Genomic DNA, 25198 nt, shown 5'->3' with positions numbered 1-25198 from the left:
CTTACTTGAAGCGATAGTTGATCCGACCCTTGGTCAGATCGTAGGGGGTCATTTCGACCTGAACCCGGTCGCCGGCCAGAACGCGGATGCGGTTCTTGCGCATCTTGCCTGCCGTATGTGCGATGATCTCATGGCCGTTGTCCAGCTCGACCCGGAATGTCGCGTTCGGCAGGAGTTCCTTCACGACGCCAGGAAATTCGAGCATTTCTTCCTTGGCCATGGTTACTCCATCTTTGGTATGCCCGGCCAGATTCCGGGCGACCAAGTAGATGCGCCCGATTAACCTGTAGTTCAAGGACTAAATGCGCTGAATTCGGTCCGGACGACGCGGGCGATGCGGTCGGCCTGTTCGTCCCAATGGCGGAAATTCAGAACCTGCCCGCTTTCGCGCACCTGCTTGATCGCCGCAATATCAATTTCGGCATGGACCCAGCCGGGGGTGGTCATCCTGCCTTCGGCCAGAACGCCGCTGGCCGGAAACCCGATGTCGGGCGGACCATAGATGGCGGCGGCGCCGGTGTTTTCATCGACCGCGGGGCACCACGGGGCCATGCCGACGGTGGGGGCATGGACGACGACACATTGTCCTTCCAGCGCGCGGGCCATGGCGCCCACGCGCACCCGCCAGTATCCCGCCAGCGTATCGGTGCAGGAGGGGACGAGCAGAATCTCCGCCCCGGCCTCGACCAGCGCCCGCGCCAGCAGGGGAAATTCCGCGTCATAGCAGATCAGCACGCCGATCCGGCCAAGCGATGTCTCGAAAAGCTTCAGCGCGTTGCCGGAGTGTACATCCCATGTCTCCCGCTCGAACCGGGTCATGATCTGCTTGTCCTGAAAGTCGGTCTGACCCCCTGGCCCGAACAGGCGGGCGCGGTTCACGGGGCGTTCACCGGCCCAGGCCGGCGCGCTGGCCCCCAAAATGTGCATGCCATGTTCGATCGCCAGGCGGGCATGGAGCGCGTCTGCCCGCTCCATCAGGTCAGAAACCGCGCGAAGCGCGCCCTCCAGATCGCCTGCGACGGCCGGGCCCGCCAGTGAGGCCAGTTCCATCGCCCCATATTCTGGGAAGACGATCAGTTCGGCCTTTGCGTCCGCGGCTTCTGCAACCCAAGCCGATAGCTTGTCCTCGAAGCTTGACCAACTGTCATGCCAATCGATCGGATAGGCGGCCGCCGCGATCCTCATAGGTCCTTGATCCAGAATTGCAGCGGGTGGCGGGTCGTGTTGGGCTGATCGACGTCTTTCCATGTGAACCATGCCACCGCGCCTGGCAGAGGTTCATAGCCCCGCTTGCGCCAGAACGGATCCAGCGGGCGATAGCCCGCGGGGCGCAGCGGGTGGTCGTCGGGGCGCACGACCCCGCAGAACGCGCTGTATCTGTGACCCAGTTTGCGGGCATGCGCCTCTCGCAGGTCGAAAAAGGTGTGGCCGGCACCCTGGCCGCGAAACTCGGGCAGCAGAACGCTTTCGGCGCAATAGAAGATGTCCCCAAGGGCGTGGTCTTGCCCCTCGAACGCCGCGGCGAAATCGTCGGCATGATCCGCCATCGGCGTACCCGTTGCGGCCCCGACAAGGCGATCGCCGTCAAAGGCAGCCACGAGGATCGCCCGGTCGTTGTCGCGGTAGCTTTCCATGTAGCGCCGTTCATAGGCGTGGTCGCCGTCGTAAAGATACGGCCAGTCCCGAAAGACCCTGATCCGCAAGGCCGCCAGATCGTCCAGCGCGGCGGTCAGGTCGGGGCCGGTCAGCGCGCGGAATTGCAGGCTCATGACACCTGCGCCAGCCAGTCGGCCAGATTGTAATAGGTGGTCACGCGGGAAATCTTGCCGTCCTTGAGCGTGAAGAAGGATCCGGCGGGCAGGCGGTAGGTCTGGCCGGTTGCCGCGGGCAGCCCTTCGTCGGTTTCCAGATAGGTGCCGTTGACCACATATTCAGCCGCTGCCCGCGTGCCATCCGCCGTCGTGAAGATCACCATGTCGGTCAGCGTCTCGCGGTAGCAGCGGGACATGTGGGCACAGAACTCCGCAAAGGCCGGTTTGCCGCGCCGGATCTTCCCTTCGTTCACATGATGGTCGATGTCTTCGGACAGTTCGGCCAGCATGCCGGGGGTGTCGCCCGCGTTGAAGGCCGCGAAATAGCGTTCGATCACGTCATGGCTCATGGTCTGTGGCCCTCCCTTGGTTTTCCGAACCGGTCGATCAGCCGGTCTATGATCTGGTTGCGGGTCTGGCGATAGGCGTCCAGCTTGTCATTGCGGGTCTCGCCCAGACCTGTGGGGTCGAGGATCGGCCAGTATTCCACGTCCAGATGATAGTAGCGCGTCAGTTCCTGTGCCCGGCGCAGGCTGGCCGGTGACATCGCGATGATCAGATCAAAGCCCGACAGGTCGTCGCCCCAATCCTCCATCTCGTCGAAAGAGCGGGCCTGATGGCGGTCGATCTCGACGCCCAGTTCCTCGCACACGGCGACGGAAAAGCCGTCGACCTCCCGGTCGTTGTGGACGCCGACCGACTGAACGAAACTGGCATCGCCATAGAACTTCTTCATGATCCCCTCGGCCATGGGGGAGCGGACCGAATTGTGGTCGCAGCAGAACAACACGGAGGACGGGATTTTCCCCGGCACCTCAACCCCCGTGATGCAAGACGCAAACAAGGGTGAACAGCCGTCGCGCGGTATCGATGTCGAGATCGGCCTTACCGTCGAGCCGTTCCTGCAGGATGCGCGCACCTTCGTTGTGGATGCCGCGACGGGCCATATCAATGGCCTCGATCTGGCTGGGGGGCAGGCGCTTGACCGCGTCGAAATAGCTTTCGCAGATCTGCCAATAGTCCTTCACCGCCTGCCGGAACGGGGACAGCGACAAATGGAACTCTGCCGCCGGATCACCTGTTTCGGTCTTGACGTCGAACACCAGCCGCTTTTCGCGGATCGATAGCGTCAGGCGATAGGGGCCGTCCGGCGCTGGCCGGTCTTCGCGCCCCGGCAGGCCGAAGGAGTTGTCCTCCATCAGGTCGAAAAGCGCGACCTTCCGTTCCTGCTCGATCTCCGGCGTGGGCGGGGGCAGGTTGGAATCGTCCAGTTCCACATGGGTCAGGCGCGCGGTGGTCATGTCTCTGCCTCGTTCAACCGGTTCAGCCGCGCGCGGATCGACAGCCCGTGTGCCTCCAGGCTTTCCGAGATCGCCAGCGTTTCGGCGGCGGGTCCGATGGCCTTCAGCGCGGCGGGCGTCATCTTTGCCAGCGTCGTGCGCTTGATGAAGTCATGCACGCTTAGGCCCGAGGAGAACCGGGCCGACCGCGCGGTCGGCAGAACGTGGTTCGGCCCGCCGATATAGTCGCCGATGGCCTCCGGTGTCCATTGGCCCAGGAAGATTGCGCCGGCATGGGTGATCTTTTCCGACAGTGCATCTGGGTCGGCAACGCAAAGCTCCAGGTGTTCGGGCGCGACGCGATTGGAAAGCTCGGCTGCCTCGTCGAGATTTCGCACCGTGATGACGGCGCCGAAATCGCGCCAGCTTGCCCCGGCGATGGCGCGGCGTTCCAGGGTTTCAAGATGCCGATCGACCGCGGCGGCGACGGCCCGGCCAAACTCCGCGTCATCGGTGATCAGGATCGATTGCGCGCTTTCATCGTGCTCGGCCTGGGACAAAAGATCGATGGCCACCCAGTCGGGGTCGTTGTCTTTGTCAGCGATCACGAGGATTTCGGATGGACCGGCGATCATGTCGATCCCCACCTTGCCGAACACCCGCCGTTTCGCCGCGGCGACATAGGCATTGCCCGGCCCGGTGATCTTGTCGACGGGCTGAATCGTGTCGGTGCCATAGGCGAGCGCTGCAATCGCCTGGGCCCCACCGATACGATAGACGGTGTCCACCCCCGACAGTTTCGCGGCCAGAAGCACCAGCGGATTTGCCTTGCCCTCGGGCGTGGGCGCGCAGATCACCAGCCGCTCCACCCCCGCGACCTGTGCCGGGATCGCGTTCATCAGGACCGAAGACGGGTAGGAGGCCAGCCCCCCGGGCACGTAAAGCCCCGCCGCCGACACTGGCGTCCAGCGCCAGCCCAGCGTCGCGCCTTCGGGGTCCGTCCATGTGGCATCGTCGGGTTTTTGGCGGACGTGATAGGCCCGGATCCGCTCTGCGGCGAGTTCAAGGGCCGCGCGTTCGTCATCGGGAACCGTGGCACAGGCGGCCTCGATCTCCTCGGCCGAAAAGGCCAGCGTCTCAGGGGTCAGACTCAGCCGGTCAAAGCGGTCGGTCAGTTCGATCACGGCCGCGTCGCCGCGCGCGCGGACATCGGCAATGATCGCGGCGACGGTGTCGTCCACGTCCGGGCTGTCCTCACGCTTGGCGCTCAGAAGCGCCGCGAAATCGTCCTCGAACCCCGGCGCACTTGTATCGAGAAATACGGGCATCTTGTCCCTCGCAAACTGTCCCGTTCTGTGTAGCGGCAATCGCGGGGAGGGTGAACACCCCAAAGCGTCGGTGTGCGGACGGGGGCTCAGCGATGCTCCGGTGTCTTGCCTGACGGCGCCGCATAGGGGCGGGTGACGTCGGTCAGGGTCACCTCAAGGCATTCGACATCGACCGCGATGGCCCCGTCCCCGGCGAGTGTCAGCGCGACACGCCCGGCGCCGTCTTCGCCGGCCTCGAACGTGACCGAGAGAAGCGACAGGACAAGGTCGTCATCGCGGCGGTCGAACCCCTGGCTGGCCACATGGTCGACGCCACTCACGCTCAGCACCGACCGGACCCGTTCCACCGGTCGCCCGCGCCGTTCCGCCGCCGTCCGATCTTCCCAGCGGAACCGGTTCAACAGCATCGAAAACCGCCGTGAACGCCGGTCCCAAGTCATTTCGGTCACCGGCAGGACGGCATCCTGCGCAAGGGCCGAGATCACCTGAAGGTCATCGGCGTCGAGCGCCACCAGCCGCAGCGGCTCCTCGGCTCCGTCCTGAAAGCTCGCATCCTGCGTCATTCGTCGTCGACCCGTTCGATCCGCGCCCCGCAGGCGCCAAGCTTGCTCTCCACCTTCTCGTAGCCGCGGTCGAGGTGATAGACACGGCTGACAACCGTTTCGCCCTCTGCCGCCAGACCCGCCAGAATCAGCGAAACGCTGGCACGCAGATCCGTCGCCATGACCGGCGCGCCTTTCAAGCGTTCGACACCTGTCACCGTCGCGGTGCCGCCCGCCACGTCGATCCGAGCACCCATCCGGATCAGTTCGGGCGCGTGCATGAACCGGTTTTCGAAGATCGTTTCCTCCAGATGGCTGACCCCGTCTGCCGTGCACAATAGGGCCATCATCTGCGCCTGCAGGTCGGTTGGAAAGCCGGGGAAGGGTTCGGTCGCAACATCGACCGCGCCGATCCCGCCATTCTTGCGGGACACGCGGACACCCCTGTCGGTCTCTTCAACCGAGACACCGGCCGCGTCGAGTTTCTCGGCGAAGGCGGGGACAAGGTCCAGCCGCCCACCAAGGCAGGTCACGTCGCCGCCCGTGATAGCAGGGGCCAGCATATAGGTGCCAAGCTCGATCCGGTCCGTGACGACGCGATGCGTTGCCCCGCCCAGCGCGCTGACGCCCTGAACGGTGATCGTGTCGGTGCCTTCGCCTTCGACCTGGGCGCCCATGGCGCGCAGGCAGCGGGCAAGGTCCACGATCTCCGGCTCTCGCGCCGCACGTTTCAGCACCGTGGTGCCCTTGGCCAGCGTGGCCGCCATCAGCGCATTTTCAGTCGCCCCGACCGAGACATGGGGAAACTCGACCACGGCCCCTTTCAGGCCGCCCGGCGCCTTTGCATGGACATAGCCATCGCGCAGGTCCAGTTCCGCGCCCATCGCCTCCAGCGCCTTGAGATGCAGATCGACCGGCCGCGCCCCGATGGCACATCCGCCGGGAAGCGAGACCTCCGCCCGCCCGGTCCGGGCCAGCAGCGGCCCGAGCACAAGGATCGAGGCGCGCATCTTGCGCACGATGTCATATTCGGCGCGCTCGCTCGTCAGGTCATGGGAGGAAAGGGCAAGCACCTTGCCCCGATGCAGGGTCGACACTTCCGCGCCAAGCGATTGAAGAAGCGTCGTCATCGTCCGGATGTCCGACAGTCGCGGCGCATTCATCAGCGTCAGCGGCGCATCTGTCAGCAACGTCGCCGGCATCAGGGCGAGGCAGGCATTCTTGGCCCCGGCTATAGGGATGTCTCCCTTGAGCGGCACACCGCCGCGGATCACGATCTTGTCCATCAGTTCTGCTCGTCCTGCCCCTTGCGCGCGCGGGTTTGCGCCTTGCGCCTTGCCAGATTGGCCCTCAACGCCTGCTTGAGACGTTCCTGCCGCGGGTTCTCCGCTTTCGGGCGGCTCTTTTTCGGGGTCTTTTCTGCCATGCCCCTTCTCTAGCGTAGCGGAAAAAAACCGTCCAGATAGCGCTTGCGTCGCGGCGCGATAGCGTCTAATCAGCCGCCCACACGAGAGGCCGCAGTAGCTCAGTGGTAGAGCGCACCCTTGGTAAGGGTGAGGTCGGGAGTTCAATCCTCCCCTGCGGCACCATCTATCTCATTTAGACGATCAGTCTATTCGCGGTATGGTGCGCAGCGCCTTGTTTTTTCCGTCGCTATTTAGTGAGGGCAAGCTGCGGGCCATATTCCGGCCCTGCGCCGAAACTCTTGTCTGAATGACCGCCCCCCTTTTCAAATCTCCGACGCTTGCCGTCTAGGTGGATTGGCCGTCCGACGCGGGGACCATGCGGACCGTGAGTTCCGAGTCGCCCTTGATGAAAAGATCGCGATGCCCAAGGCGGGTCCGGATGCCGTTTGCCCGGAACTCGTCCCACACCGACACCAGCACATCGCTTCGCACATTGATGATCCCGTTCGTGGGATCTTCGATCCAGAACCGCAGTTCCAGGTTCACACAGCTGTCACCGAAGCTCATCAAACGGCAGACCGGCGCGGGGTCTTGCAGGACGCGGGGCGTCTTGCGGGCCGCTTTCACCGCGATCTCCATGGCCAGGCGAACATCGCAGTCGAACGAGATCGCAATCGGTGTCAGCAAGCGCAATCGTTGGTGATTGTAGGACCAGTTGACGATCCGTTGCGAGATAAGCTCTTCGTTCGGGACGAGCCATTCGGTCCCATCGCGCGTGGTCAGAGACACGTAGCGTGCGTTCAGCGCCGTCACCCAGCCGAAGAGTTGGACGTTGCGGTTGCCGGGATCGGTCAGTTCAAGGACGTCCCCGGGTTTGATCGACCGATCGATCAGCAGGAGCAGCCCGCTGATGAGGTTGGACACCGTCTTCTGCATGCCGAAGCCGAGGGCGACCCCGAGGGCGCCGGTGACCAGTGCGAAGGCGGTGATGTCGATGCCGATATTCGTAAGGGCGATGAGCAACGCGGTGGCAACCAGCCCGAGCCGCAGCAGCTTTCCGGTCAGAACCCGCAGGGACGGCGCCATGCCGCGTGCGCCTTGGACATAGTTCTCGCCCAGTTGGGCGATCACAAGGGCCGCCCAGACCAGGACAGCGAGTTGCACCATCCCGCGCAGAAGGTCGAGTGCGGACAGGTGGATCGATGCAAAGGTGACGTCCAGCCGGTCAAGCCCAACGATCAGCGATTCGAGAAAGCCGAGAATGCTGGCCGCGGCAATGAAATAGGCCACGGCAAAGGCCAAGCGGGACCAGAATGCGGTGCCAATGACCTGCGACAGCAGCCGGATGACAATCCATGCCAGCAGCAGTTGAAGCGCGACGATCATCAGACCGTTTGGCAGACCGGACAGGCGGGCCCCGAAGGCCAGCGCGCCGATGATCGGCAGACCAAGGATCGGGGCGGCGAGTTCCACGAGGGCGCCGCGCAGGTTTCGCCGCGACCGGCGCCGCAGCCCCTTCCAACCGACAAGCCGCCGGACACGCGGGCGCGCCATGCGTGCGACCAGAAGGCAAAGCGCCATGACCGCGACCAGAACCGCGACTTGGAGCAGCGTTTCCCGGACCAGCAACCGCGTCAGAGCCCAATGCTCTGCCCGCATATGCAGGTTTTCCAGAGAAATGACGTCGATCAGTCGCTGATAGCTTTCCATGAGGCCCCCGGCACCCCCCGATATCTTCAGTATTTCTCCGAAGTCGGGCTGGAGGCAACATGTCAGGTGCAGGCTTTCCTTTCTCGCCTGCCTTGTTAACCTCGTTCCGGTTCCGGAACTGCCTGAAGGACATGCCAGGATGTTGCTCGCCAATGCCTTGCGAAAGACGGTTTTCACCCGCGCGCTTCTGGTTCTTGCCCTGTCATTCTATGCGCTGTCGGCCCAAGGGGCGGGCAATGTGCCGCCCCGGCTTGTCACACTGTTCACCGGTGACCGCAGCGGGGTCTATTACTACGCGGGCGGCACGATCTGCGCGCTGGTGAACGCCCGCCGCTGGACGTCGGGGGTGCGCTGCCTGACCCAGGCAAGCGGCGGTTCGATCGAGAACCTTCAGGCGCTGCGGCGGGGCGATGCAGGGTTTGCCATCGTCCAGTCGGATTGGCAGTTCCACGCCGTGAACGGAACGGATGTGTTCGAAGGGCGCGGTCCCGACCGGTCCCTGCGCTCTGTCATGTCACTGTACCCAGAGCCGTTCTCGATCCTTGCCCGCGGCACGAGCGGGATCGCACGTCTGTCCGACATTGTTGGCAAGCGGGTGAGCATCGGTCCCTTGGGGTCAGGTGGGCGTGCCACGATGGAAATGGTAATGGCGGAAATGGGGTGGGGCGCTGCCGACTTCGCCCATATCGCCGACCTGAGGGCGACGGAGCTGGCCAAGGCGTTGTGTGACGGGGATATCGACGCGGCGGTGTTGGTGATTGCCCATCCCAATCTCGCGGTAGAAGATATCCTGTCGTCCTGCGACATCATCCTTGTTCCGGTGGACCGGGAGATTTCAGACCGGCTTGTCGCGGAGCACCCGTTTTTCTTCCGCTATGCAATTCCCGGCGGGACCTATCCGGGCCAAACCTCAAGTGTCGATACGTTTGCGCTGGCCGCGACGCTCGTGACAACGTCACGAACCCCGCCGGCGGCCGTGCGGACCGTGGCCGAGGCATTGGTGGACGGATTGGCGGAGTTTCGGGCCCGCCACCCGTCTTTCGCGGAATTCGACACCGGACAGATGTTGCACGACGGGCTGACTGCCCCGCTTCATGGGGCAGCCCGCCGGTTCTATGAAGAGGCCGGGCTGCGACCGTAGGGCGGCCCACCCGGGACTTGCACCGCCGGTACTACTTACACCGCGGTGCAGATGTATTTCATCTCCAGGAACTCATCCATGCCGTGGTGGCTTCCCTCCCGGCCGAGACCGGACTGCTTGACCCCGCCGAAGGGGGCGACCTCGGTCGAGATCAGGCCGGTGTTTACGCCGACCATGCCGTATTCCAGCGCCTCCTGCACTTTCGTCACGCGGGACAGATCGCGCGCGTAGAAATAGGCCGCCAGCCCGAAGATCGTGTCGTTGGCCAACTCGATCACCTCGTCCACGGTCTCGAACCGGAAAAGCGGCGCAAGGGGGCCGAAGGTTTCCTCTTTGGCAAACGCCATCTCGCGCGTGGCGCCGGTGACGATGGTGGGTTCGAAGAAGGTGCCGCCAAGGGCATGCCGCTTGCCGCCGGTCATGACCGACCCGCCCTTCGACACTGCGTCGGCGATGTGTTCTTCCACCTTCTCCACCGCGGCGTCGTTGATCAACGGCCCAAGCTGGGCGTCGCCCGACAGCCCATCACCCACCGGCATTTTCGCGACCGCGGCGGCAAGTTTCTCGGCGAAGGCGTCATAGACCCCGGCCTGCACATAAATCCTGTTGGCGCAGACACAGGTCTGCCCGTTGTTGCGGTACTTGGAGATCATCGCCCCCTCGACCGCCGCGTCCAGATCGGCGTCATCGAAGACGATGAAGGGCGCGTTGCCGCCCAGTTCCATCGAGCATTTCATGACCTGGTCGGCCGCCTGTTTCAGCAGGATACGACCCACCTCGGTCGAGCCGGTAAAGGTCAGCTTGCGGACCTTGGGGTTCTCGCAGAACTCCTTGCCGATATCGGAGGAACGCGAGGACGGGATGATCGACAAAACACCCTTGGGAATTCCGGCGCGATCCGCCAGAACCCCAAGCGCAAGCGCCGAAAGCGGTGTTTCGGCGGCGGGCCGCGCAACAAAGGCGCAGCCGGCGGCCAGTGCCGGCCCGGCCTTGCGGGTGATCATCGCGTTGGGGAAGTTCCACGGCGTGATCGAGGCGGCCACGCCGATCGGCTGCTTGATCACGGTGATGCGCTTGTCGCGCTGGTGGCCGGGGACGGTTTCGCCATAGACCCGCTTGGCCTCCTCCGCGAACCATTCGATGAAGGAGGCCCCGTAAAGGATCTCTCCACGCGCCTCGGCATGGGGCTTGCCCTGCTCGGCGGTCAGGATCGTGGCAAGGTCATCGGCATGGGCGACCATCAGGTCGTACCATTTGCGCAGGACGGCCGCGCGTTCCTTGCCGGTCCAGGTGGCCCAGTCTTTCTGCGCGGCGTAGGCGGCATCGATGGCGCGGGCGGTCTCTGCCCGGGTCAGATCGGCAACATGGGCAATCCCGTCGCCGCGGGCGGGGTTGGTGACGGCGAAGGTCGCCCCATCGTCTGCATCGCTCCACTCGCCGGCCAGATATGCCTTCGTCGCCAGCAGATCGGGATCGTTCAGCAAATTGGACAGGTTGGTCTGGTCGTCCAGCATTGGGTCTTCATCCTCTTGTCGGCCGGGGCGCGGATGCGGCGCCGCCGGGCAGGTGTCTCTCACAGTTCAACGGGCCCCGCGGCGGACCTGTTCCATCGGCTCAGCCGGGCAGGGGGTGTGCGGCCAGTTCGGCGGCGATGTCATCGTCCAGCGGTGTGCCGCAGCTGTTCAGCATGTAGCCAAGCGTGCTGTAGAACCCCACGGTCGCGATCAGGTCGAGCATGCCGGCCTTGCCGAAGCCCGCGACAAGATCGGTTTGCGTCGTTGCGCTGAGTGCCTTGTCTGCGAACAACTCGTCCACGGCGCCGGCAAGCAGGCGGTCGCCTGCGTTCATGTCCTTAAGCGGGCCTTTGACCGCCCGGATGCGCGCATCGTCCAACCCGCAGGCCCGCGCCCGAACCACATGCTGCGCCCATTCATAATCGGACCCCAGCCGGAAACCGGTGCGCAGGATGACGACTTCAAGCCGTTCCTTGCCCAGGGCCGAGCGGTTCACGACATGCTCGCGCAAAGGCGCCCAGGCGCGCAGAAGCGCGGGGTGATGCGCCATCGTGCGATAGACGTTCAGCCCGCCGGCAAAACCCGTGCGCAGGTCCTCCACCGCTTCGGGCCAGCCAGCGTCGCTGATCGGGGCGAAATCGGAAATCTCTGACATTCTGTGCCTCACATCCGCTCGCCGTTGCGTCAGATCACCGCCGCGATGGCGCGTGACAGCTTGTCGATCAGTTCGTCGAGTTGGTCGTCTTCAACGATGAAGGGAGGCGCCAACAGGATATGATCGCCCTGCCGCCCGTCGATTGTGCCCGACATCGGGTAGCAGATCAGTCCCTCTTCAAAGGCCGCCTTCTTGATCTTGCCCGCAACACCGCGCGATGGATCGAAGGGTGCTTTGGTCGCGCGGTCCTCGACCAGTTCGATGCCGCGGAACAGGCCCCGCCCGCGCAGATCGCCCACATGGGGGTGCTGCTCGAACCGCTCGGCAAGCTTGGTCGCCAGTTTCTCGCCCTGAGCCTGCACCCGCGGCACGAGTCCACGCTCGAGGATCGCACTGACCACGGCAAGCCCGCCGGCCGCGGCAGTCGGATGGCCGATATAGGTGTGGCCATGCTGGAAGAAGCCCGAGCCTTGTTCGATGGCGGAATAGATCTCGGCGGAACAAAGCATCGCGCCGATCGGCTGATAGCCCGCGCCCAGCCCCTTGGCGATGCAGACGATGTCGGGCGACACGCCATCCTGTTCACAGGCGAAAAGCGTGCCGGTGCGGCCCATACCGCACATGACCTCGTCAAGGATCAGAAGGACACCGTATTTATCGCAGATTTCCCGGATCCGCTTGAAATAGCCGGGCGCTGGCGCAAGTGCACCCGCTGTCGCGCCCACCACGGGTTCCGCCATGAAGGCCATCACGGTTTCGGGGCCGACCCGCAGGATCTCGTCCTCCAGCGCTTGCGCGGCGCGTTTGCCGTAGTCTTCGGCGCTCTCGTCATCGCGGCGATAGCGGTAGGCATAGCAGGGGTCGATATGGCTGACATCCAGAAGAAGCGGGCCGAACTGCGCGCGGCGCCACTCGTTGCCGCCCGCGCTGAGCGCGCCGATGGTGTTGCCATGATAGCTTTGCTTGCGGGCGATCAGGCGGCCGCGCTTGGGCTCCCCCTTCTCGACCCAGTATTGCCGGGCCAGCTTGATCGCGGCCTCCGTCGCCTCCGACCCGCCAGAGACGAGATAGACGCGGTCGATCCCGGCCGGTGCATTGGCGATCAGCAGATCGGCGAGTTTTTCCGCGGGTTCGGAGGTGAAGAACCCGGTATGGGCGAAGGCCAGCGTGTCGAGTTGCGTCTTGATCGCGTCGATCACCGCCTGATCGGAATGGCCGAGGCAGGACACCGCGGCGCCGCCGGACGCGTCGAGATATCGCTTGCCCGAGGCGTCGATCAGATAACAGCCATCGCCCGACACGGCGACGGGTGGCAATTGGCGGGTGTGCCTGGGAAAGATATGCGACATCGGCGGATCCTCTGATAGCAGCCCGATCGGGCCTTGCACCCCTCCAGCCTGCCTGCCTTGCCGGAAAAAGCAACCGGGGCGCACGCTGCGGCGCGCCCCGTCTGTCTGATTCAGGCTGCCGCCGTCTCCGCGATGGCGTCGGCCAGGGCCGCTTCGAAGATCGCGAACCCCTCTTCGATGATCTCGTCCGACGCCGTCAGCGGCACCATGATCCGCAGCGCATTGCCATGCATACCGCAGGCCAACAGGATCAGGCCCCGTTTCAGCGCATGCGCCACAACTGCCTTGGTCAGGGCGGCATCCGGCGCGGCGGTTTCGAAATCGGTGACGAATTCCACCGCCAGCATCGCGCCAAGGCCGCGGATGTCCCACATCCGCCACGGCGCGACCCTTGCGCCGATCTCGGAGAACCGTGTGCGCATGGTGTCGCCCAGGGCGGCGGAGCGGGTCAGCAGCCCCTCGCTGTCCAGCGCCTCGATGGCGGCGAGCGCGGCGGCACAGGCCACCGGGTTTCCGCCATAGGTGCCGCCAAGGCCGCCGGGGGCCAGGGCGTCCATCACCTCGGCCCGGCCGATCACGCCGGCCAGCGGGTAACCGCCCGCCATGCTTTTCGCCACTGTGATGAGATCGGGAACGACGCCGGAATGTTCGACTGCGAACCACGTCCCGGTGCGGCCGAAACCCGACTGGATCTCGTCGCCGATCAGCAGGATACCGTGCCGGTCGCAGATCGCGCGCAGCCCCTGCCAAAGTTCGGCCGGTGCCGGGTAATAGCCGCCTTCACCGAGGACGGGTTCGAGGATGATCGCCGCGACTCGGTCGGGTTGCGCATCGGTCAGGAACAGCATTTCCAGCGCGCGGAGCGAATCCTCGACGGTGATCTTGTCGCGCGTGCTTGGGAACGGCACGCGGTAGAGGTCACCCGGGAACGGGCCTACGTCTTTCTTGTAGGGCGAAACCTTGCCGGTCAGCCCCAGCGTCAGCAGCGTACGGCCGTGATAGCCGGCCGTGAAGGCGATCACGCCGGGCCGGCCGGTGGCGGCACGGGCGATCTTGACGGCGTTCTCGACCGCCTCGGCGCCGGTCGTCACCAGAAGGGACTTCTTCGCGAAATCGCCCGGGGCCAGCGCGTTCAGCTTCTCGGCCAGTGCGATGTAGGATTCGTACGGCACGACCTGGAAAGAAGTGTGGGTGAACCGGTCTTCCTGTGCCTTCGCGGCGGCGACCACCTTGGGGTGACGATGCCCTGTGTTCAGCACCGCGATGCCGCCGGCAAAGTCGATATAGCGGTTGCCTTCGACATCCCAAAGCTCTGCGTTCTCAGCCCGGTCTGCAAAGATCGGGGCGGCAGAGGCCACGCCGCGGGCGACCGCGGCGTCGCGCCGCGACCAGAGTGCCGCGTTGCTCGCCGTCGGGGTGGCGGTTGTGGTTTTGACGGTCGTGGCCCGTTCTGCGACCGTTGTGGCGGTTTTGGGGGAAGGGCGGGAACGCGGTTTGCGCGGCTTCGTGGCGGTGGTCATGGCAGGCCTCCTGTGGCGCGTGATGGCCAGTTTATTTGCCACAAGGCCATTATAATTGTCAATAAAGGTGTCGGCATTCGAGGTGGTGTCCGCGGACGGTGGCGTCAATATCATGTTTTTGTGAGATAAAAAATTTCTGTTGACCGGGGGCGGCTTCAGCCGCTTAATAAACTTGACGCTCCATGAGGGAATTTATCACTTGGATATCGGTCATCGCCTGCGGGAAGTGCGAGAATCGCGGGGCATGTCGCAGAGGGAACTTGCCGGGCGCGCCGGCCTGACCAGCAGCGCGATCTCGTTGATCGAGCAGAACAAGTCCAGCCCGTCGGTGGCATCGCTCAAGAGCTTGCTCGATGCGATCCCGATGAACCTGTCGGAGTTCTTTTCGACCGTCGAACAGGAACGCGCCCCGAAATACTTCTATGCTCCGGACGAGTTCATCGAATTGTCGCCACAGGACATCGGGCTTGGGGACGGGGCGGCGCGGGTTTCGCTCCGGCAACTGGGGGAGGCCTCTCGCCACGCGCTTCAGGTCCTGCACGAGACCTATCCCCCCGGTGCCGATACCGGGCCCGAAATGTTGCGCCACGAAGGCGAGGAGGCGGGAATCGTCGTCTCGGGCCTGATCGAGATTTCCGTGGGTGAGCAGGTCCGCGTGCTCAATCCCGGCGACGGCTACCTGTTCGACAGCCGGCTGCCGCACCGGTTTCGGAACATTTCCGACGCGCCATGCGTTATCATCAGCGCATGTACGCCGCCGACATTTTAGGCGGTGCGTCAACAGGTGGGTCGCGTTCAGAGCACCGGACGTCGTGTTCTGGAATTTCTTTGACGTGACTCGCCGGGCTGCTAGCGTGGCCGTACAAACGAACAGGTGTTTGCAGAAACCTGTTCTCAACACGAAGGTACAGGGAGAAGACCCATGAAACCACTCAAGCTTGCGACGCTGGGCGCGTCGATGGCGCTTTTCGCAACCGCGGCCACGGCGCAGGAACGCTTCATCACCATCGGCACCGGTGGCCAGACGGGCGTGTACTTCGTGGTCGGTCAGTCGATCTGCCGGCTGGTGAACCGCAACACCGCCCAGACGGGCCTGAAATGCACCGCGCCGTCCACGGGCGGGTCGATCGCCAACATCAACGCGATTGCGGCGGGCGACATGGATATGGGCGTGGCCCAGTCCGACTGGCAGTACCACGCCTATAACGGCACGTCGCAGTTCGAGGGCAAGCAATTTGACAAGCTGCGCGCCGTCTTCTCGGTGCATGGCGAGCCCTTCACCGTGGTCGCCCGCGCCGATTCCGGCGTTACGACCTTTGACGATCTGTTCGGCAAGCGTGTGAATGTCGGCAACCCGGGTTCCGGCCAGCGGGCCACCATGGATGTCGTGCTGAAGGCCATGGGCAAGTCCGAAGATGACTTTGCGCTGGCCTCCGAACTGAAACCCGCCGAACAGTCTGCCGCCTTGGGCGACAACAAGGTGGATGCGATCATCTACACCGTGGGCCATCCCAACGGGTCCATCCAGGAGGCGACCTCGACCGTGGATGCGCTGCTGGTGCCCGTGACGGGTGAGGCCATCGACACGCTGGTTGCAGACAACCCGTTCTACGCCAAGGCCGTGATCCCGGGCGGCATGTACAAGGGCACCCCAGAAGATGTCGACACGTTCGGCGTCAAGGCGACGTTCGTGACCTCCTCCGACGTGCCCGATGACGTGGTCTATGAGGTCGTCAAGGCCGTGTTCGACAACTTCGAGCGCTTCAAGGGCCTGCACCCGGCCTTCGCCAACCTCAAGGAAGAAGAGATGATCTCGGCCGGTCTGAGCGCACCGCTGCATCCGGGCGCCGAGAAATACTATCGCGAGCGCGGCTGGATCGAGTGATCCCCTTTACGTGATCGACTCCATGCGCCCCGCGGCGGGGCGCATGTTACCGAAACGGTGGGGCGGCGCGATGGTTCGGCCGCGGTGAAGGGGGTAGTAGATGGCAGAGGAAGACAAGCAACTCGAAGCGGCGGCCGGGCGCGGCGGCCTAAGCCAGTCGGAACTGGACGACCTGGTCGCATCCTCAGACACCGGGGGACGCGTCCCTTCGGCGGGGATCGCACGGCTGATCATGGTTGTGGCGATCATCTGGTCGCTGTTCCAGCTCTGGATCGCCTCTCCCTTGCCCTTCCAGTTGGGCTTCGGTGTTTTCAACGATACGGAGGCGAGGTCTTTCCACCTCGCCTTTGCGCTGTTTCTTGCCTTCCTTGCCTATCCCGCCGCGCGCACGCCGGTTCAACTGGCGCTGGGGCTTGGCGTGCCGATATTGCTGACGGTCCTGTTCATTTATGGGGCCAAGCCCGGCACACCGGTCTGGTGGGTGCCCATCGTCGGTGTCAGCATGGTCGCGGCAATCCTTGCCGGGTCTCCGAAGGACAGGATACCGCCTTGGGAATGGGCGCTGGGGATCCTCGGCGCGGCCGCCTCGCTATATCTCTACGTCTTCTATGACGGCATCGCGACACGGGTCGGTGCACCGATCCTGCAAGATTATGTCGTTGCGGCCATCGGCCTGATGATCCTGCTGGAGGCTACGCGCCGGGCGCTGGGCCCGGCGCTGATGATCGTGGCCACCGTGTTCCTCGCCTATACCTTCCTTGGGCCGATGATGCCCGGGATCATCGCCCACAAGGGCAATTCGCTGGGCGAAGTCGTGAACCATCAATGGATCACGACCGAGGGCGTTTTCGGCATCGCTCTGGGCGTCTCGACCTCGTTCGTGTTCCTCTTCGTGCTCTTCGGGTCGCTCCTGGATAAGGCCGGGGCGGGCAACTACTTCATCCAGGTGGCGTTCTCGCTGATGGGCCACATGCGTGGCGGACCGGCCAAGGCCGCGGTTGTCTCCTCGGCGATGACCGGTTTGATTTCCGGCTCTTCCATCGCGAACGTGGTGACCACCGGCACCTTCACCATTCCGCTTATGAAACGTGTGGGCTTTTCGGCCGAAAAGGCCGGCGCGGTCGAGGTGGCATCCTCGGTCAACGGGCAGATCATGCCGCCGGTGATGGGGGCCGCGGCCTTCCTGATGGTCGAATATGTGGGCATCCCCTATTTCGACGTGGTCAAGCACGCCTTCGTCCCGGCCGTGATCAGCTATATCGCGCTGGTCTATATCGTTCATCTGGAGGCGATGAAGGCCAACATGCAGGGCCTGCCCCGGGCATATGAGCCCAAACCGCTGGTCGCCTGGCTGTTGTCGCTGGCGTTCACCATCGCGGTGATCTGTGGGCTGTCCTTCGCGGTCTATTACGGCATGGGCTGGATGCGACCGGCCTTTGGCGACGCGGCGGGATATATCGTGTTCGGCCTGCTGGTTCTGGCCTATTTGGCGCTGCTTTTCGTCGCCTGCCGTGAGGAACGGCTCAAGATGGAGGACCCGAATGCGCCGGTGACGAAACTGCCGCTGCCGGGGCCGACGATCCGCTCCGGCCTGCACTTCCTGTTGCCGGTGGTGGTTCTGGTCTGGGCTCTGATGGTGGACCGGCTGTCCCCCGGCCTGTCGGCCTTCTGGGCGGCGGCCTTCATGGTCTTCATCCTGGTGACGCAGCGTCCGCTGGAGGCAATATTCCGTGGCGAGGGCAAACTTGGTTCGGCGGTCGCAACAGGTGTGCGCGAGCTGATCGAGGGGCTGGAATCCGGTGCGCGCAACATGATCGGCATCGGCATCGCCACGGCGACAGCCGGTATCATCGTCGGCGCAGTCAGCCAGACCGGCGTCGGCTCGGCTCTGGCCGATGTGGTCGAGGTGCTGTCGGGCGGCAACATCATGGCCATTCTTGCGCTGACTGCTGTCTTGTCGCTGATCCTGGGGATGGGTTTGCCGACCACGGCGAACTATATCGTAGTCTCGGCGCTCTTGGCGCCGGTCATCGTGACCCTTGGTCAGCAGAACGGGCTGATCGTGCCGCTGATCGCGGTGCACCTGTTCGTGTTCTACTTCGGGATCATGGCGGATGTGACGCCCCCCGTGGGGCTGGCCTCCTTTGCGGCTGCGGCGGTGTCCGGGGGCGATCCGATCCGCACCGGGGTCGTGGCGTTCTTCTATTCGCTTCGGACGGCGGCGCTGCCCTTCCTGTTCATCTTCAATACCGACCTTCTGCTGATCAATGTTGGTTGGGGGCAGGGGATCTTCGTCTTCATTATTGCCACTGTTGCGATGCTTCTGTTCGCGGCGGCGACACAGGGTTGGTTCCTTGCACGCAACCGCATCCACGAGACGGTGATGCTTTTGCTTGTCGCTTTCACCCTGTTCCGTCCGGGTTACTGGATGGACATGATCGCGCCGCCGTTCGAAACGGTGCCACCCGCGCAGATCGAACAGGCGATGGCAGAGGCACAGCCCGGTGACGATCTGCGCCTGACGGTCAGCGGGTTGAACATGGTGGGCGATCCGGTCACCTTCACCGCGCTCCTGTCCGTGCCCGAGGGGGAGACCGGCGGCGATCGCCTGTTGGCCGCGGGTGTCGAGTATGTCGACAGGGACGGCAAGACGATCATCGACAACGTGGCCTATGGCAGTCCGGCGCAAGAGGCCGGGCTCGACTGGGATCAGGAAATCGTCGAGGTTCTGGCCCCGGTCTGGCAGCCCACGAAATACCTGATGTACATTCCGGCGCTTCTGGTTCTGGCGCTGGTTGTCTGGATGCAGCGGCGGCGCGTCCCTGCACAGTCGCCGGCTGCGGCCTGAAGGAGAGCGACCATGTTCGACAGTATCCTCCTGCCTATCGACCTCAATCATCCGGAAAGCTGGGAAAAGGCCCTGCCCATGGCGCGACGTCTGTGCGGCGCGTCGGGCATGCTGCACATTCTTGGGATCGTCCACGACCTGGGATCGCCGATGATCGCGTCCTACCTTCCGGCGGATTTCGAGGCAAAAGCCCTGCAGGCGATGAAGGCCGACCTCGACGCCTTCATCATCCGCGAATTGGGAAAGGATGCGCATGCCACCGCCCATGTCGGCCACGGCCATGTGCCCGAACACATCCTGTCGGCGGCCAAGGAGTTGAACGCCGACGTGATCGTCATGGCATCCGAACCGCCTGACGAGTTGCGCAACTTCCTTGTCGGATCGAATGCCGACAAGGTTGTCCGCCACGCTGATCGGCCGGTCATGGTGGTGCGTTGATGCCCAAGGGCAGTTCCTTGCGTCGCGCCGCAGGGCGCGGCGCGTTCCAGACGGAGACCACAGACAGATGACACCATTTGCGATTGCCGGCGTGCAGATGCATGTCGCGGCGCTTCACTCGAATGTCGAGGCAATGCGCCACCGGATCGACGTGCTGATGGCGCGGTTCCCGTGGACCCAGATGGTGCTGTTTTCCGAACTTGCCCCTTTCGGTCCGCTTGACCGCTATGCACAGCCTTTCCCCAATGATGCGCTGCAGCAGTTTCAGGACGACGCCCGTCGGTTCGGCATCTGGCTGATCCCCGGGTCGATGTTCGAACGCCGGGATGACGGGCAGGTGTACAACACCTCCGTCGTGATCAACCCAGACGGCGACATCGTGGCGAAATACTCCAAGATGTTCCCGTTCCGGCCCTACGAGGCGGGGATTGCAGCGGGCACCGAATTTTGCGTGTTCGACGTGCCCCAGATCGGTCGTTTCGGCCTGTCGATCTGTTACGATATCTGGTTCCCTGAAACCACGCGGCAGTTGACCAGCCAGGGGGTAGAGGTGCTGCTGCACCCCGTGCTGACCGGGACGACGGACCGGGATGCGGAACTTGCCATCGCGCGGGCGACGGCGGCGCAGTTCCAGTGCTACGTGTTCGACGTGAACGGGCTGGCGGCAGGCGGTGTTGGGCGGTCGCTTGTGGTCGATCCCGCGGCGACGGTGCTGCACCAGGCCGCCGGGCAGGAAGACATGTTCCCGATCGAGGTCGATCTCGATCAGGTTCGCCGTCAGCGAGAGACCGGGATCAAGGGCCTTGGCCAGGTCCTGAAAAGCTTCCGCGACCGCGATGTCGATTTTCCCGTCTATGATCGCGCAAGCGGATCGGATGCCTATCTGCACACGCTTGGGCCGTTAGAGACGCCGCGACAAGGATCGGCGCGGGGGCTGAAGGCATCCGATCCGCGCACGGCGCTGGGCTATGAGGAATGGCCCGAAGTGTCGCCGCATAATTTCTCGGTCTTTCAGGGCAAAACCGGGTCGGAGTGATCGGGGACACGCCCAACGAGAACCGAACATAAAAGGGGAGGAGACAGGATATGAACCTGCAGGGAGAAAGCGTGCACCTGCCGTCGATCCGCGACTATTACAGCGCGATCCAACTCCGATCCGACCGGTGGAGCGCGCTGCGCGAGGCGGCAGAGGGGCTTGTGCGGCACGGCCCCGACAGTCGCAAGGGCAAGAAATTCCAGACAACGGCGCGCGATCTTCTCGATGCGCTCGCCCTGATCGAGGCCTACTGGGCCTTTCCGGGGGCGGCGAATTTCGCGCATCTGCGCCGTCTGCTCGACCACGGCAATTGCGAGGATCTTTTGGTCGCCGTCCGGCGTGTGGCGCGCGCTTTGACCTCCGGCACCTACCGTCGGCGGACGATCCCGTTGACCTCGGAAGACGGTGAGCAGGACGACACCGAGGACGAAGCCTCGCTGTCGCCGGAGGCGCGGGCCCTTGGACGACCCTATTTCGAGGTTCTGATCGTCGACGAGGTCAACGAGCATCAGGAGCGGTTCCTGCGTCACAGTCTGCAGCGCATGAGGCGCCCGGAAGACCCGTTCATCTACGAACCCGTGGTCGTTCCCTCGCTTGAGGATGCGCTGATCGGGATCCTCTTCAACTACAATGTGCAGGCGGTCGTGGTCCGCCCGGGCCTGACACTCAAATCGAAGAATGAACTGCCGATCCTCAGCCAATATCTCAAGCGCGTGGGCGATGCGGAACATGTGGATGAGATCGAGCCCTACGAATATGGGCCTGAGGCATGCAGGCTGATTGCCAAGATCCGACCGGAACTCGATGCGTATCTGATCACCGACCGTTCGGCAGAGGAAATCGCGGGGCTCGATCTCGGCCGCTGCCGACGGGTGTTCTATAATCAGGAGGACTTTCTCGAACTCCACCTCAACATTCTGCGGGGGGTGGGACGACGCTACAAGACGCCGTTCTTCACGGCACTGAAAGAGTATTCCAAGCAGCCCACCGGCGTGTTCCACGCCATGCCGATCAGCCGCGGCAAGTCGATTTCGCGCTCGCACTGGATTCAGGACATGGGGGCCTTCTACGGGCCGAACATCTTTCTTGCTGAAACCTCGGCGACCTCGGGCGGGCTCGACAGCCTGCTGGAGCCCAAGGGGCCGATCAAGGAAGCGCAGGACATGGCGGCCCGCGCATTCGGCGCCAAACATACCTATTTCGCGACCAACGGAACCTCAACCTGCAACAAGATCGTGGTGCAGGCGCTGGTCAAGCCCGGCGACATCGTTCTGGTGGATCGCGACTGTCACAAGTCGCACCATTACGGGATGGTTCTGGCTGGCGCGGATGTCGTCTATATGGACAGCTACCCGCTGCACCAATATTCGATGTACGGCGCGGTGCCGCTGCGCGAGATCAAGCATCACCTGCTGAAACTCAAGGCCGCTGGCAAACTCGACAAGGTGCGCATGGTTCTGCTGACCAACTGCACGTTCGACGGGGTCGTTTACAACGTGCAGCGGGTGATGGAAGAATGCCTCGCCATCAAGAAGGACCTGATCTTCCTGTGGGACGAGGCGTGGTTTGCCTTCGCCCGGTTCGAACCGACCTACCGCAAACGCACGGCGATGGACGTGGCCAACACCCTGCGCGAAACGCTGCGCACGCCCGAGACGGCCGAGGCTTGGGAGGCGCAGCAGGCCGAACTGGAAGGGGCGGATGAGGCGACCCTTCTGAATACGCGGCTGGTGCCGCCGCCCGACGCGCGGGTGCGCGCCTACGCCACGCAATCGACGCACAAGACGCTGACGTCCTTGCGGCAGGGGTCGATGATCCATGTCAACGATCAGGACTTCAAGGGCGAGGTGGAGCAGAGCTTCCACGAGGCCTTCATGACCCACACCTCGACATCGCCGAACTACCAGATCATTGCCTCTTTGGATGTCGGGCGGCGGCAGGTCGAACTTGAAGGTTTCGAGTTCGTGCAGCGGCAGGTGGAAAGCGCGATGGCGATCCGCCGTGCGGTATCGACCCATCCCCTGCTGGAAAAGTACTTCAAGGTCCTGACGGTGGCCGACATCATTCCCGAGGAATACCGCGCCGCGACATCGACCCATTATTACGACCCCAAGCAGGGTTGGACCGACAAATCGGCGATGTGGCAGGATGATGAATTCGTGCTGGACCCGACGCGGATCACGCTGACCGTGGGCGGAACGGGCTGGGACGGCGACACGTTCAAGACCAAGATCCTGATGGACAAATACGGGATCCAGATCAACAAGACGTCCCGCAACACCGTCCTGTTCATGACCAATATCGGCACAACGCGGTCCTCTATCGCCTATCTCATCGAGGTTCTGGTCGAGATTGCGAACGACCTTGACGATCTGCTGGACGATGCCTCCAAGATGGAAAAGAGGTCGTTCCAGAACCGCGTATCGGCCTTGGTGGAACATGTTCCGCCGCTGCCCGATTTCAGTTGTTTCCACGAGGCGTTCCGCGCCGGAACGGATACACCCGAAGGCGATATTCGAAGCGCCTATTTCCTCGCCTATGACGAGGACAATTGCGATTACCTGCCACTGGACGATACCTTGATGAAACGGCTCGAAGAGGGGGAGGAACTGGTGTCGACCAGCTTCATCATCCCCTATCCGCCCGGTTTTCCGATCCTCGTGCCCGGGCAGGTGATCAGCCCCGAGATCCTCGCATTCATGCGCGCACTCGATGTCAGCGAGATCCACGGCTACCGCGCCGATCTGGGCCTGCGCGTATTCACGAAAGCGGCCCTTGAGGCTGTCATGGCAGACAAGAACTGAGGGAGGTTCCCCGATGCCGAAAAAGACCCTGAAGAATATCTCGGAAATACGGCGGTTTTTCCATACGAACCGGGATCCGATCTATTTCGTCTCGGCGACCAATTTCAACCTGCTCGGGCTCGATGAATGGGTCAAGAACTTCAAGTATATCTGCTATATGGACTGTTTCGACGGGCGCCATCCGAATGTTCTGGTACCCTCGGAACTGCCGCATGACGAGTTTCAGTCGATCGAGGACATCAACAACTATCTGCTGTCTCACAAGGAAGTGGTCGACTACGTGAAGGCGCGTGGCGGCAAGCCGAAGTTCGTCTTCCTGATGTTCGACGAAAAGACCGAGGCACTGGCCAAGGAACTGGGGGGCGAGGTCTGGTTCCCCAAGGCCAAGCTGCGCACAGCGATGGACAACAAGATCGAGACGGTGCGCGTGGGCAACAAGGCCGGCGTGCCGTCGGTGCCGAACACCTTGTCGGAGGTGAAGGACTACGCCCACCTTCAGGACCTTTGCAAGGAGGCGGGGCTGGGTGACGACCTCGTGCTGCAATCGGCCTTCGGTGACAGCGGCCACACGACATTCTTCATCAAGTCCGAGGCCGATTTCCGCAAGCATGAGCATGAGATCGTCGGCCAGGGCGAGATCAAGATCATGAAGCGGATCGACTGCCGCGGCTCGGCCATCGAGGCATGCGCCACGTCGCAGGGCACCATCGTCGGCCCGCTGATGACGGAGCTTGTGGGGTTCAAGGAACTCACCCCCTATCGCGGCGGCTGGTGCGGGAACGAGATCTTCTCGACCGCCTTCCCGCCCAAGACCCGCCAGCGCGCCCGCGAACTGACCTTCCAGTTCGGCGAGCAACTGCGCAAGGAAGGCTATCGCGGCTATTTCGAGCTCGACTTCCTGATCGACAAGAAGAATGGCGACATCTGGCTGGGTGAGCTGAACCCGCGGATCACCGGCGCAAGCTCGATGACCAACCATGCCGCCTTTGCCCATGCGGATGCGCCCCTGTTCCTGTTCCACCTTCTGGAATTCTCCAAGAAGCCGTTCGAACTGGATGTCGAGGAACTGAACGCCCGCTGGGCCGACCCCGACATGATCGACAGTTGGTCCCAGATGGTCATCAAGCACACCGAGGATTCGGTCGACATCATCACCGAGGCACCGCAATCGGGGATCTACCGGATGCTGCCGGACGGGCAGGTGGTCTTTGACCGCTTCGACTATCACCGCCGGGCGGTGGAGACCGAGGATGAGGCGTTCTTCCTGCGCATCTCGAATGTCGGCGATTACCGCTATGAGGGCGCCGACCTGGGCATCCTCGTCACGCGCGGCCGGTCGATGACGGCTAACTTCCAGTTGACCGAGAAATCCAAGCGCTGGATCGAGGGGATCAAGTCAAGCTTCAAGGCCCGCGGGCTGACCGAGCCGCAGAACTTTCAAGACCCGGCCTTCAAGATCATGTAAGGCCTGCGATGGGTGTCAGGCGGTCTCGGCGCAAGCCTTGAAGTTGTTCAGGATCGCCTGCCACCCGTCGCGTGGCTGCTCGACGGAATACTCGGTCTCGGCATCGAATACCGTGGTTACCTTTGTCCCGCCGACTGTGGGAGTGAAGGTCACCCGGACCGTGCGTCCATCCGCAAGCACGAGGGACAGGGCCTCCTGTGCCACTACCTCGTCATAGACCGCGACGAAATCGAAACCGAAGCTGCCATCCGTCATCCCCATCCGCGCGCGGTAGGTATTGCCGACGCGCAGGTCGTTTTCGGCGACAGCACAGCACCAGTCGTCGGGTGCGAAGTTCCTTCGGGGTAAGCGGGCGGTCGCGGTGTAGTGCTCCCAAATGGTGATAAACGACCCGTCGACCGGCGCTTCGATGGTGACGGTTTCAGGTTTCATTGCCTTTCCCGTCCGGAAGTATCCGGCAAAACCT

Annotated in this window: 24 protein-coding genes and 1 tRNA gene; 9 read left to right on the top strand and 16 right to left on the bottom strand. The window is 63.4% G+C overall.

Features of this window, described 5'->3' with window-relative positions; translation table 11 throughout:
- Nucleotide 1: 1 nt before the first annotated feature.
- From infA to RGUI_RS21685, 10 genes are all read right to left on the bottom strand, one after another.
- Complete coding sequence (gene infA, locus RGUI_RS05015; protein WP_043918791.1) at nt 2-220, bottom strand: translation initiation factor IF-1; 219 nt, start codon at nt 218-220, stop codon at nt 2-4.
- A gap of 71 nt (nt 221-291) precedes the next feature.
- Nucleotides 292-1185, bottom strand: coding sequence for a carbon-nitrogen hydrolase family protein (locus RGUI_RS05010; RefSeq protein WP_081532041.1), 894 nt, complete (start codon nt 1183-1185; stop codon nt 292-294).
- Complete coding sequence (locus RGUI_RS05005; protein ID WP_081532040.1) at nt 1182-1769, bottom strand: GNAT family N-acetyltransferase; 588 nt, start codon at nt 1767-1769, stop codon at nt 1182-1184. Before RGUI_RS05005 ends, RGUI_RS05010 begins: the two co-directional genes overlap by 4 nt.
- The gene (locus RGUI_RS05000; RefSeq protein ID WP_081532039.1) at nt 1766-2161 is read right to left on the bottom strand and encodes a ketosteroid isomerase-related protein; all 396 of its coding nucleotides are present in this window, start codon (nt 2159-2161) and stop codon (nt 1766-1768) included. Before RGUI_RS05000 ends, RGUI_RS05005 begins: the two co-directional genes overlap by 4 nt.
- On the bottom strand, nt 2158-2625 hold the full coding sequence (locus RGUI_RS04995) for a low molecular weight phosphatase family protein (RefSeq protein ID WP_081532038.1): 468 nt from the start codon (nt 2623-2625) through the stop codon (nt 2158-2160). The genes RGUI_RS05000 and RGUI_RS04995 overlap by 4 nt, the downstream gene beginning before the upstream one ends.
- Nucleotide 2626: 1 nt before the next feature.
- Complete coding sequence (locus RGUI_RS04990; protein ID WP_081532037.1) at nt 2627-3112, bottom strand: UPF0262 family protein; 486 nt, start codon at nt 3110-3112, stop codon at nt 2627-2629.
- A complete protein-coding gene (gene hisD, locus RGUI_RS04985; RefSeq protein ID WP_081532036.1) occupies nt 3109-4419 on the bottom strand; it encodes a histidinol dehydrogenase in 1311 nt (436 codons plus the stop codon). Before hisD ends, RGUI_RS04990 begins: the two co-directional genes overlap by 4 nt.
- A gap of 86 nt (nt 4420-4505) precedes the next feature.
- Nucleotides 4506-4982: a DUF2948 family protein gene (locus RGUI_RS04980; RefSeq protein ID WP_081532035.1), complete on the bottom strand. Its 477-nt coding sequence runs from the start codon at nt 4980-4982 to the stop codon at nt 4506-4508.
- A complete protein-coding gene (gene murA, locus RGUI_RS04975; RefSeq protein WP_081532034.1) occupies nt 4979-6247 on the bottom strand; it encodes a UDP-N-acetylglucosamine 1-carboxyvinyltransferase in 1269 nt (422 codons plus the stop codon). The genes RGUI_RS04980 and murA overlap by 4 nt, the downstream gene beginning before the upstream one ends.
- Complete coding sequence (locus RGUI_RS21685) at nt 6247-6387, bottom strand: hypothetical protein (RefSeq protein WP_172841081.1); 141 nt, start codon at nt 6385-6387, stop codon at nt 6247-6249. The genes murA and RGUI_RS21685 overlap by 1 nt, the downstream gene beginning before the upstream one ends.
- Nucleotides 6388-6475: 88 nt before the next feature.
- Between RGUI_RS21685 and RGUI_RS04970 the strand changes: the two genes are divergently transcribed.
- Nucleotides 6476-6550 (top strand) — tRNA-Thr (locus RGUI_RS04970).
- Nucleotides 6551-6712: 162 nt separating this feature from the next.
- Here the strand turns inward: RGUI_RS04970 and RGUI_RS04965 are convergent.
- Nucleotides 6713-8077 carry a mechanosensitive ion channel family protein gene (locus RGUI_RS04965; protein ID WP_081532033.1) on the bottom strand — a complete coding sequence of 455 codons (1365 nt, stop codon included), beginning with the start codon at nt 8075-8077 and terminating at the stop codon, nt 6713-6715.
- A 139-nt stretch (nt 8078-8216) separates the two neighbouring features.
- Between RGUI_RS04965 and RGUI_RS04960 the strand changes: the two genes are divergently transcribed.
- On the top strand, nt 8217-9218 hold the full coding sequence (locus tag RGUI_RS04960; RefSeq protein WP_172841080.1) for a TAXI family TRAP transporter solute-binding subunit: 1002 nt from the start codon (nt 8217-8219) through the stop codon (nt 9216-9218).
- A 35-nt stretch (nt 9219-9253) separates the two neighbouring features.
- Here RGUI_RS04960 and RGUI_RS04955 read toward each other — a convergent pair whose 3' ends face one another.
- The 4 genes from RGUI_RS04955 to gabT all read right to left on the bottom strand — a co-directional run bounded on the left by RGUI_RS04955 (nt 9254) and on the right by gabT (nt 14256).
- On the bottom strand, nt 9254-10732 hold the full coding sequence (locus RGUI_RS04955; protein WP_081532031.1) for an NAD-dependent succinate-semialdehyde dehydrogenase: 1479 nt from the start codon (nt 10730-10732) through the stop codon (nt 9254-9256).
- A 100-nt stretch (nt 10733-10832) separates the two neighbouring features.
- Nucleotides 10833-11387, bottom strand: coding sequence for a carboxymuconolactone decarboxylase family protein (locus RGUI_RS04950; protein ID WP_081532030.1), 555 nt, complete (start codon nt 11385-11387; stop codon nt 10833-10835).
- A 29-nt stretch (nt 11388-11416) separates the two neighbouring features.
- Nucleotides 11417-12736, bottom strand: a complete 1320-nt coding sequence (locus tag RGUI_RS04945; protein WP_081532029.1) for an aspartate aminotransferase family protein — start codon at nt 12734-12736, stop codon at nt 11417-11419.
- Nucleotides 12737-12846: 110 nt separating this feature from the next.
- Nucleotides 12847-14256, bottom strand: a complete 1410-nt coding sequence (gene gabT, locus RGUI_RS04940; protein ID WP_081532028.1) for a 4-aminobutyrate--2-oxoglutarate transaminase — start codon at nt 14254-14256, stop codon at nt 12847-12849.
- A gap of 199 nt (nt 14257-14455) precedes the next feature.
- Here gabT and RGUI_RS04935 point away from each other — a divergent pair, with 199 nt between their 5' ends.
- From RGUI_RS04935 to RGUI_RS04905, 7 genes are all read left to right on the top strand, one after another.
- Nucleotides 14456-15025 carry a cupin domain-containing protein gene (locus RGUI_RS04935; RefSeq protein ID WP_081532027.1) on the top strand — a complete coding sequence of 190 codons (570 nt, stop codon included), beginning with the start codon at nt 14456-14458 and terminating at the stop codon, nt 15023-15025.
- 153 nt (nt 15026-15178) lie between these two features.
- On the top strand, nt 15179-16141 hold the full coding sequence (locus RGUI_RS04930; protein WP_081532026.1) for a TAXI family TRAP transporter solute-binding subunit: 963 nt from the start codon (nt 15179-15181) through the stop codon (nt 16139-16141).
- Nucleotides 16142-16241: 100 nt separating this feature from the next.
- Nucleotides 16242-18989 carry a TRAP transporter permease gene (locus RGUI_RS04925; RefSeq protein ID WP_081532025.1) on the top strand — a complete coding sequence of 916 codons (2748 nt, stop codon included), beginning with the start codon at nt 16242-16244 and terminating at the stop codon, nt 18987-18989.
- A gap of 12 nt (nt 18990-19001) precedes the next feature.
- Nucleotides 19002-19427 (top strand): universal stress protein, encoded by a 426-nt coding sequence (locus RGUI_RS04920; protein WP_081532024.1) that lies wholly within the window; start codon nt 19002-19004, stop codon nt 19425-19427.
- Between the two features lie 67 nt (nt 19428-19494).
- Nucleotides 19495-20463: a carbon-nitrogen hydrolase family protein gene (locus RGUI_RS04915; protein WP_081532023.1), complete on the top strand. Its 969-nt coding sequence runs from the start codon at nt 19495-19497 to the stop codon at nt 20461-20463.
- Between the two features lie 50 nt (nt 20464-20513).
- The gene (locus tag RGUI_RS04910; RefSeq protein ID WP_081532022.1) at nt 20514-23267 is read left to right on the top strand and encodes an aminotransferase class I/II-fold pyridoxal phosphate-dependent enzyme; all 2754 of its coding nucleotides are present in this window, start codon (nt 20514-20516) and stop codon (nt 23265-23267) included.
- Nucleotides 23176-24732, top strand: a complete 1557-nt coding sequence (locus RGUI_RS04905) for a biotin carboxylase (protein ID WP_256387879.1) — start codon at nt 23176-23178, stop codon at nt 24730-24732. Before RGUI_RS04910 ends, RGUI_RS04905 begins: the two co-directional genes overlap by 92 nt.
- Before the next feature lie 15 nt (nt 24733-24747).
- Here RGUI_RS04905 and RGUI_RS04900 read toward each other — a convergent pair whose 3' ends face one another.
- Complete coding sequence (locus RGUI_RS04900; protein WP_081532020.1) at nt 24748-25164, bottom strand: SRPBCC domain-containing protein; 417 nt, start codon at nt 25162-25164, stop codon at nt 24748-24750.
- Nucleotides 25165-25198 lie beyond the last annotated feature (34 nt).

This window comes from Rhodovulum sp. P5, from assembly GCF_002079305.1.
GTDB lineage: Bacteria > Pseudomonadota > Alphaproteobacteria > Rhodobacterales > Rhodobacteraceae > Rhodovulum.
This window is presented reverse-complemented; position numbering and strand designations above follow the sequence as displayed.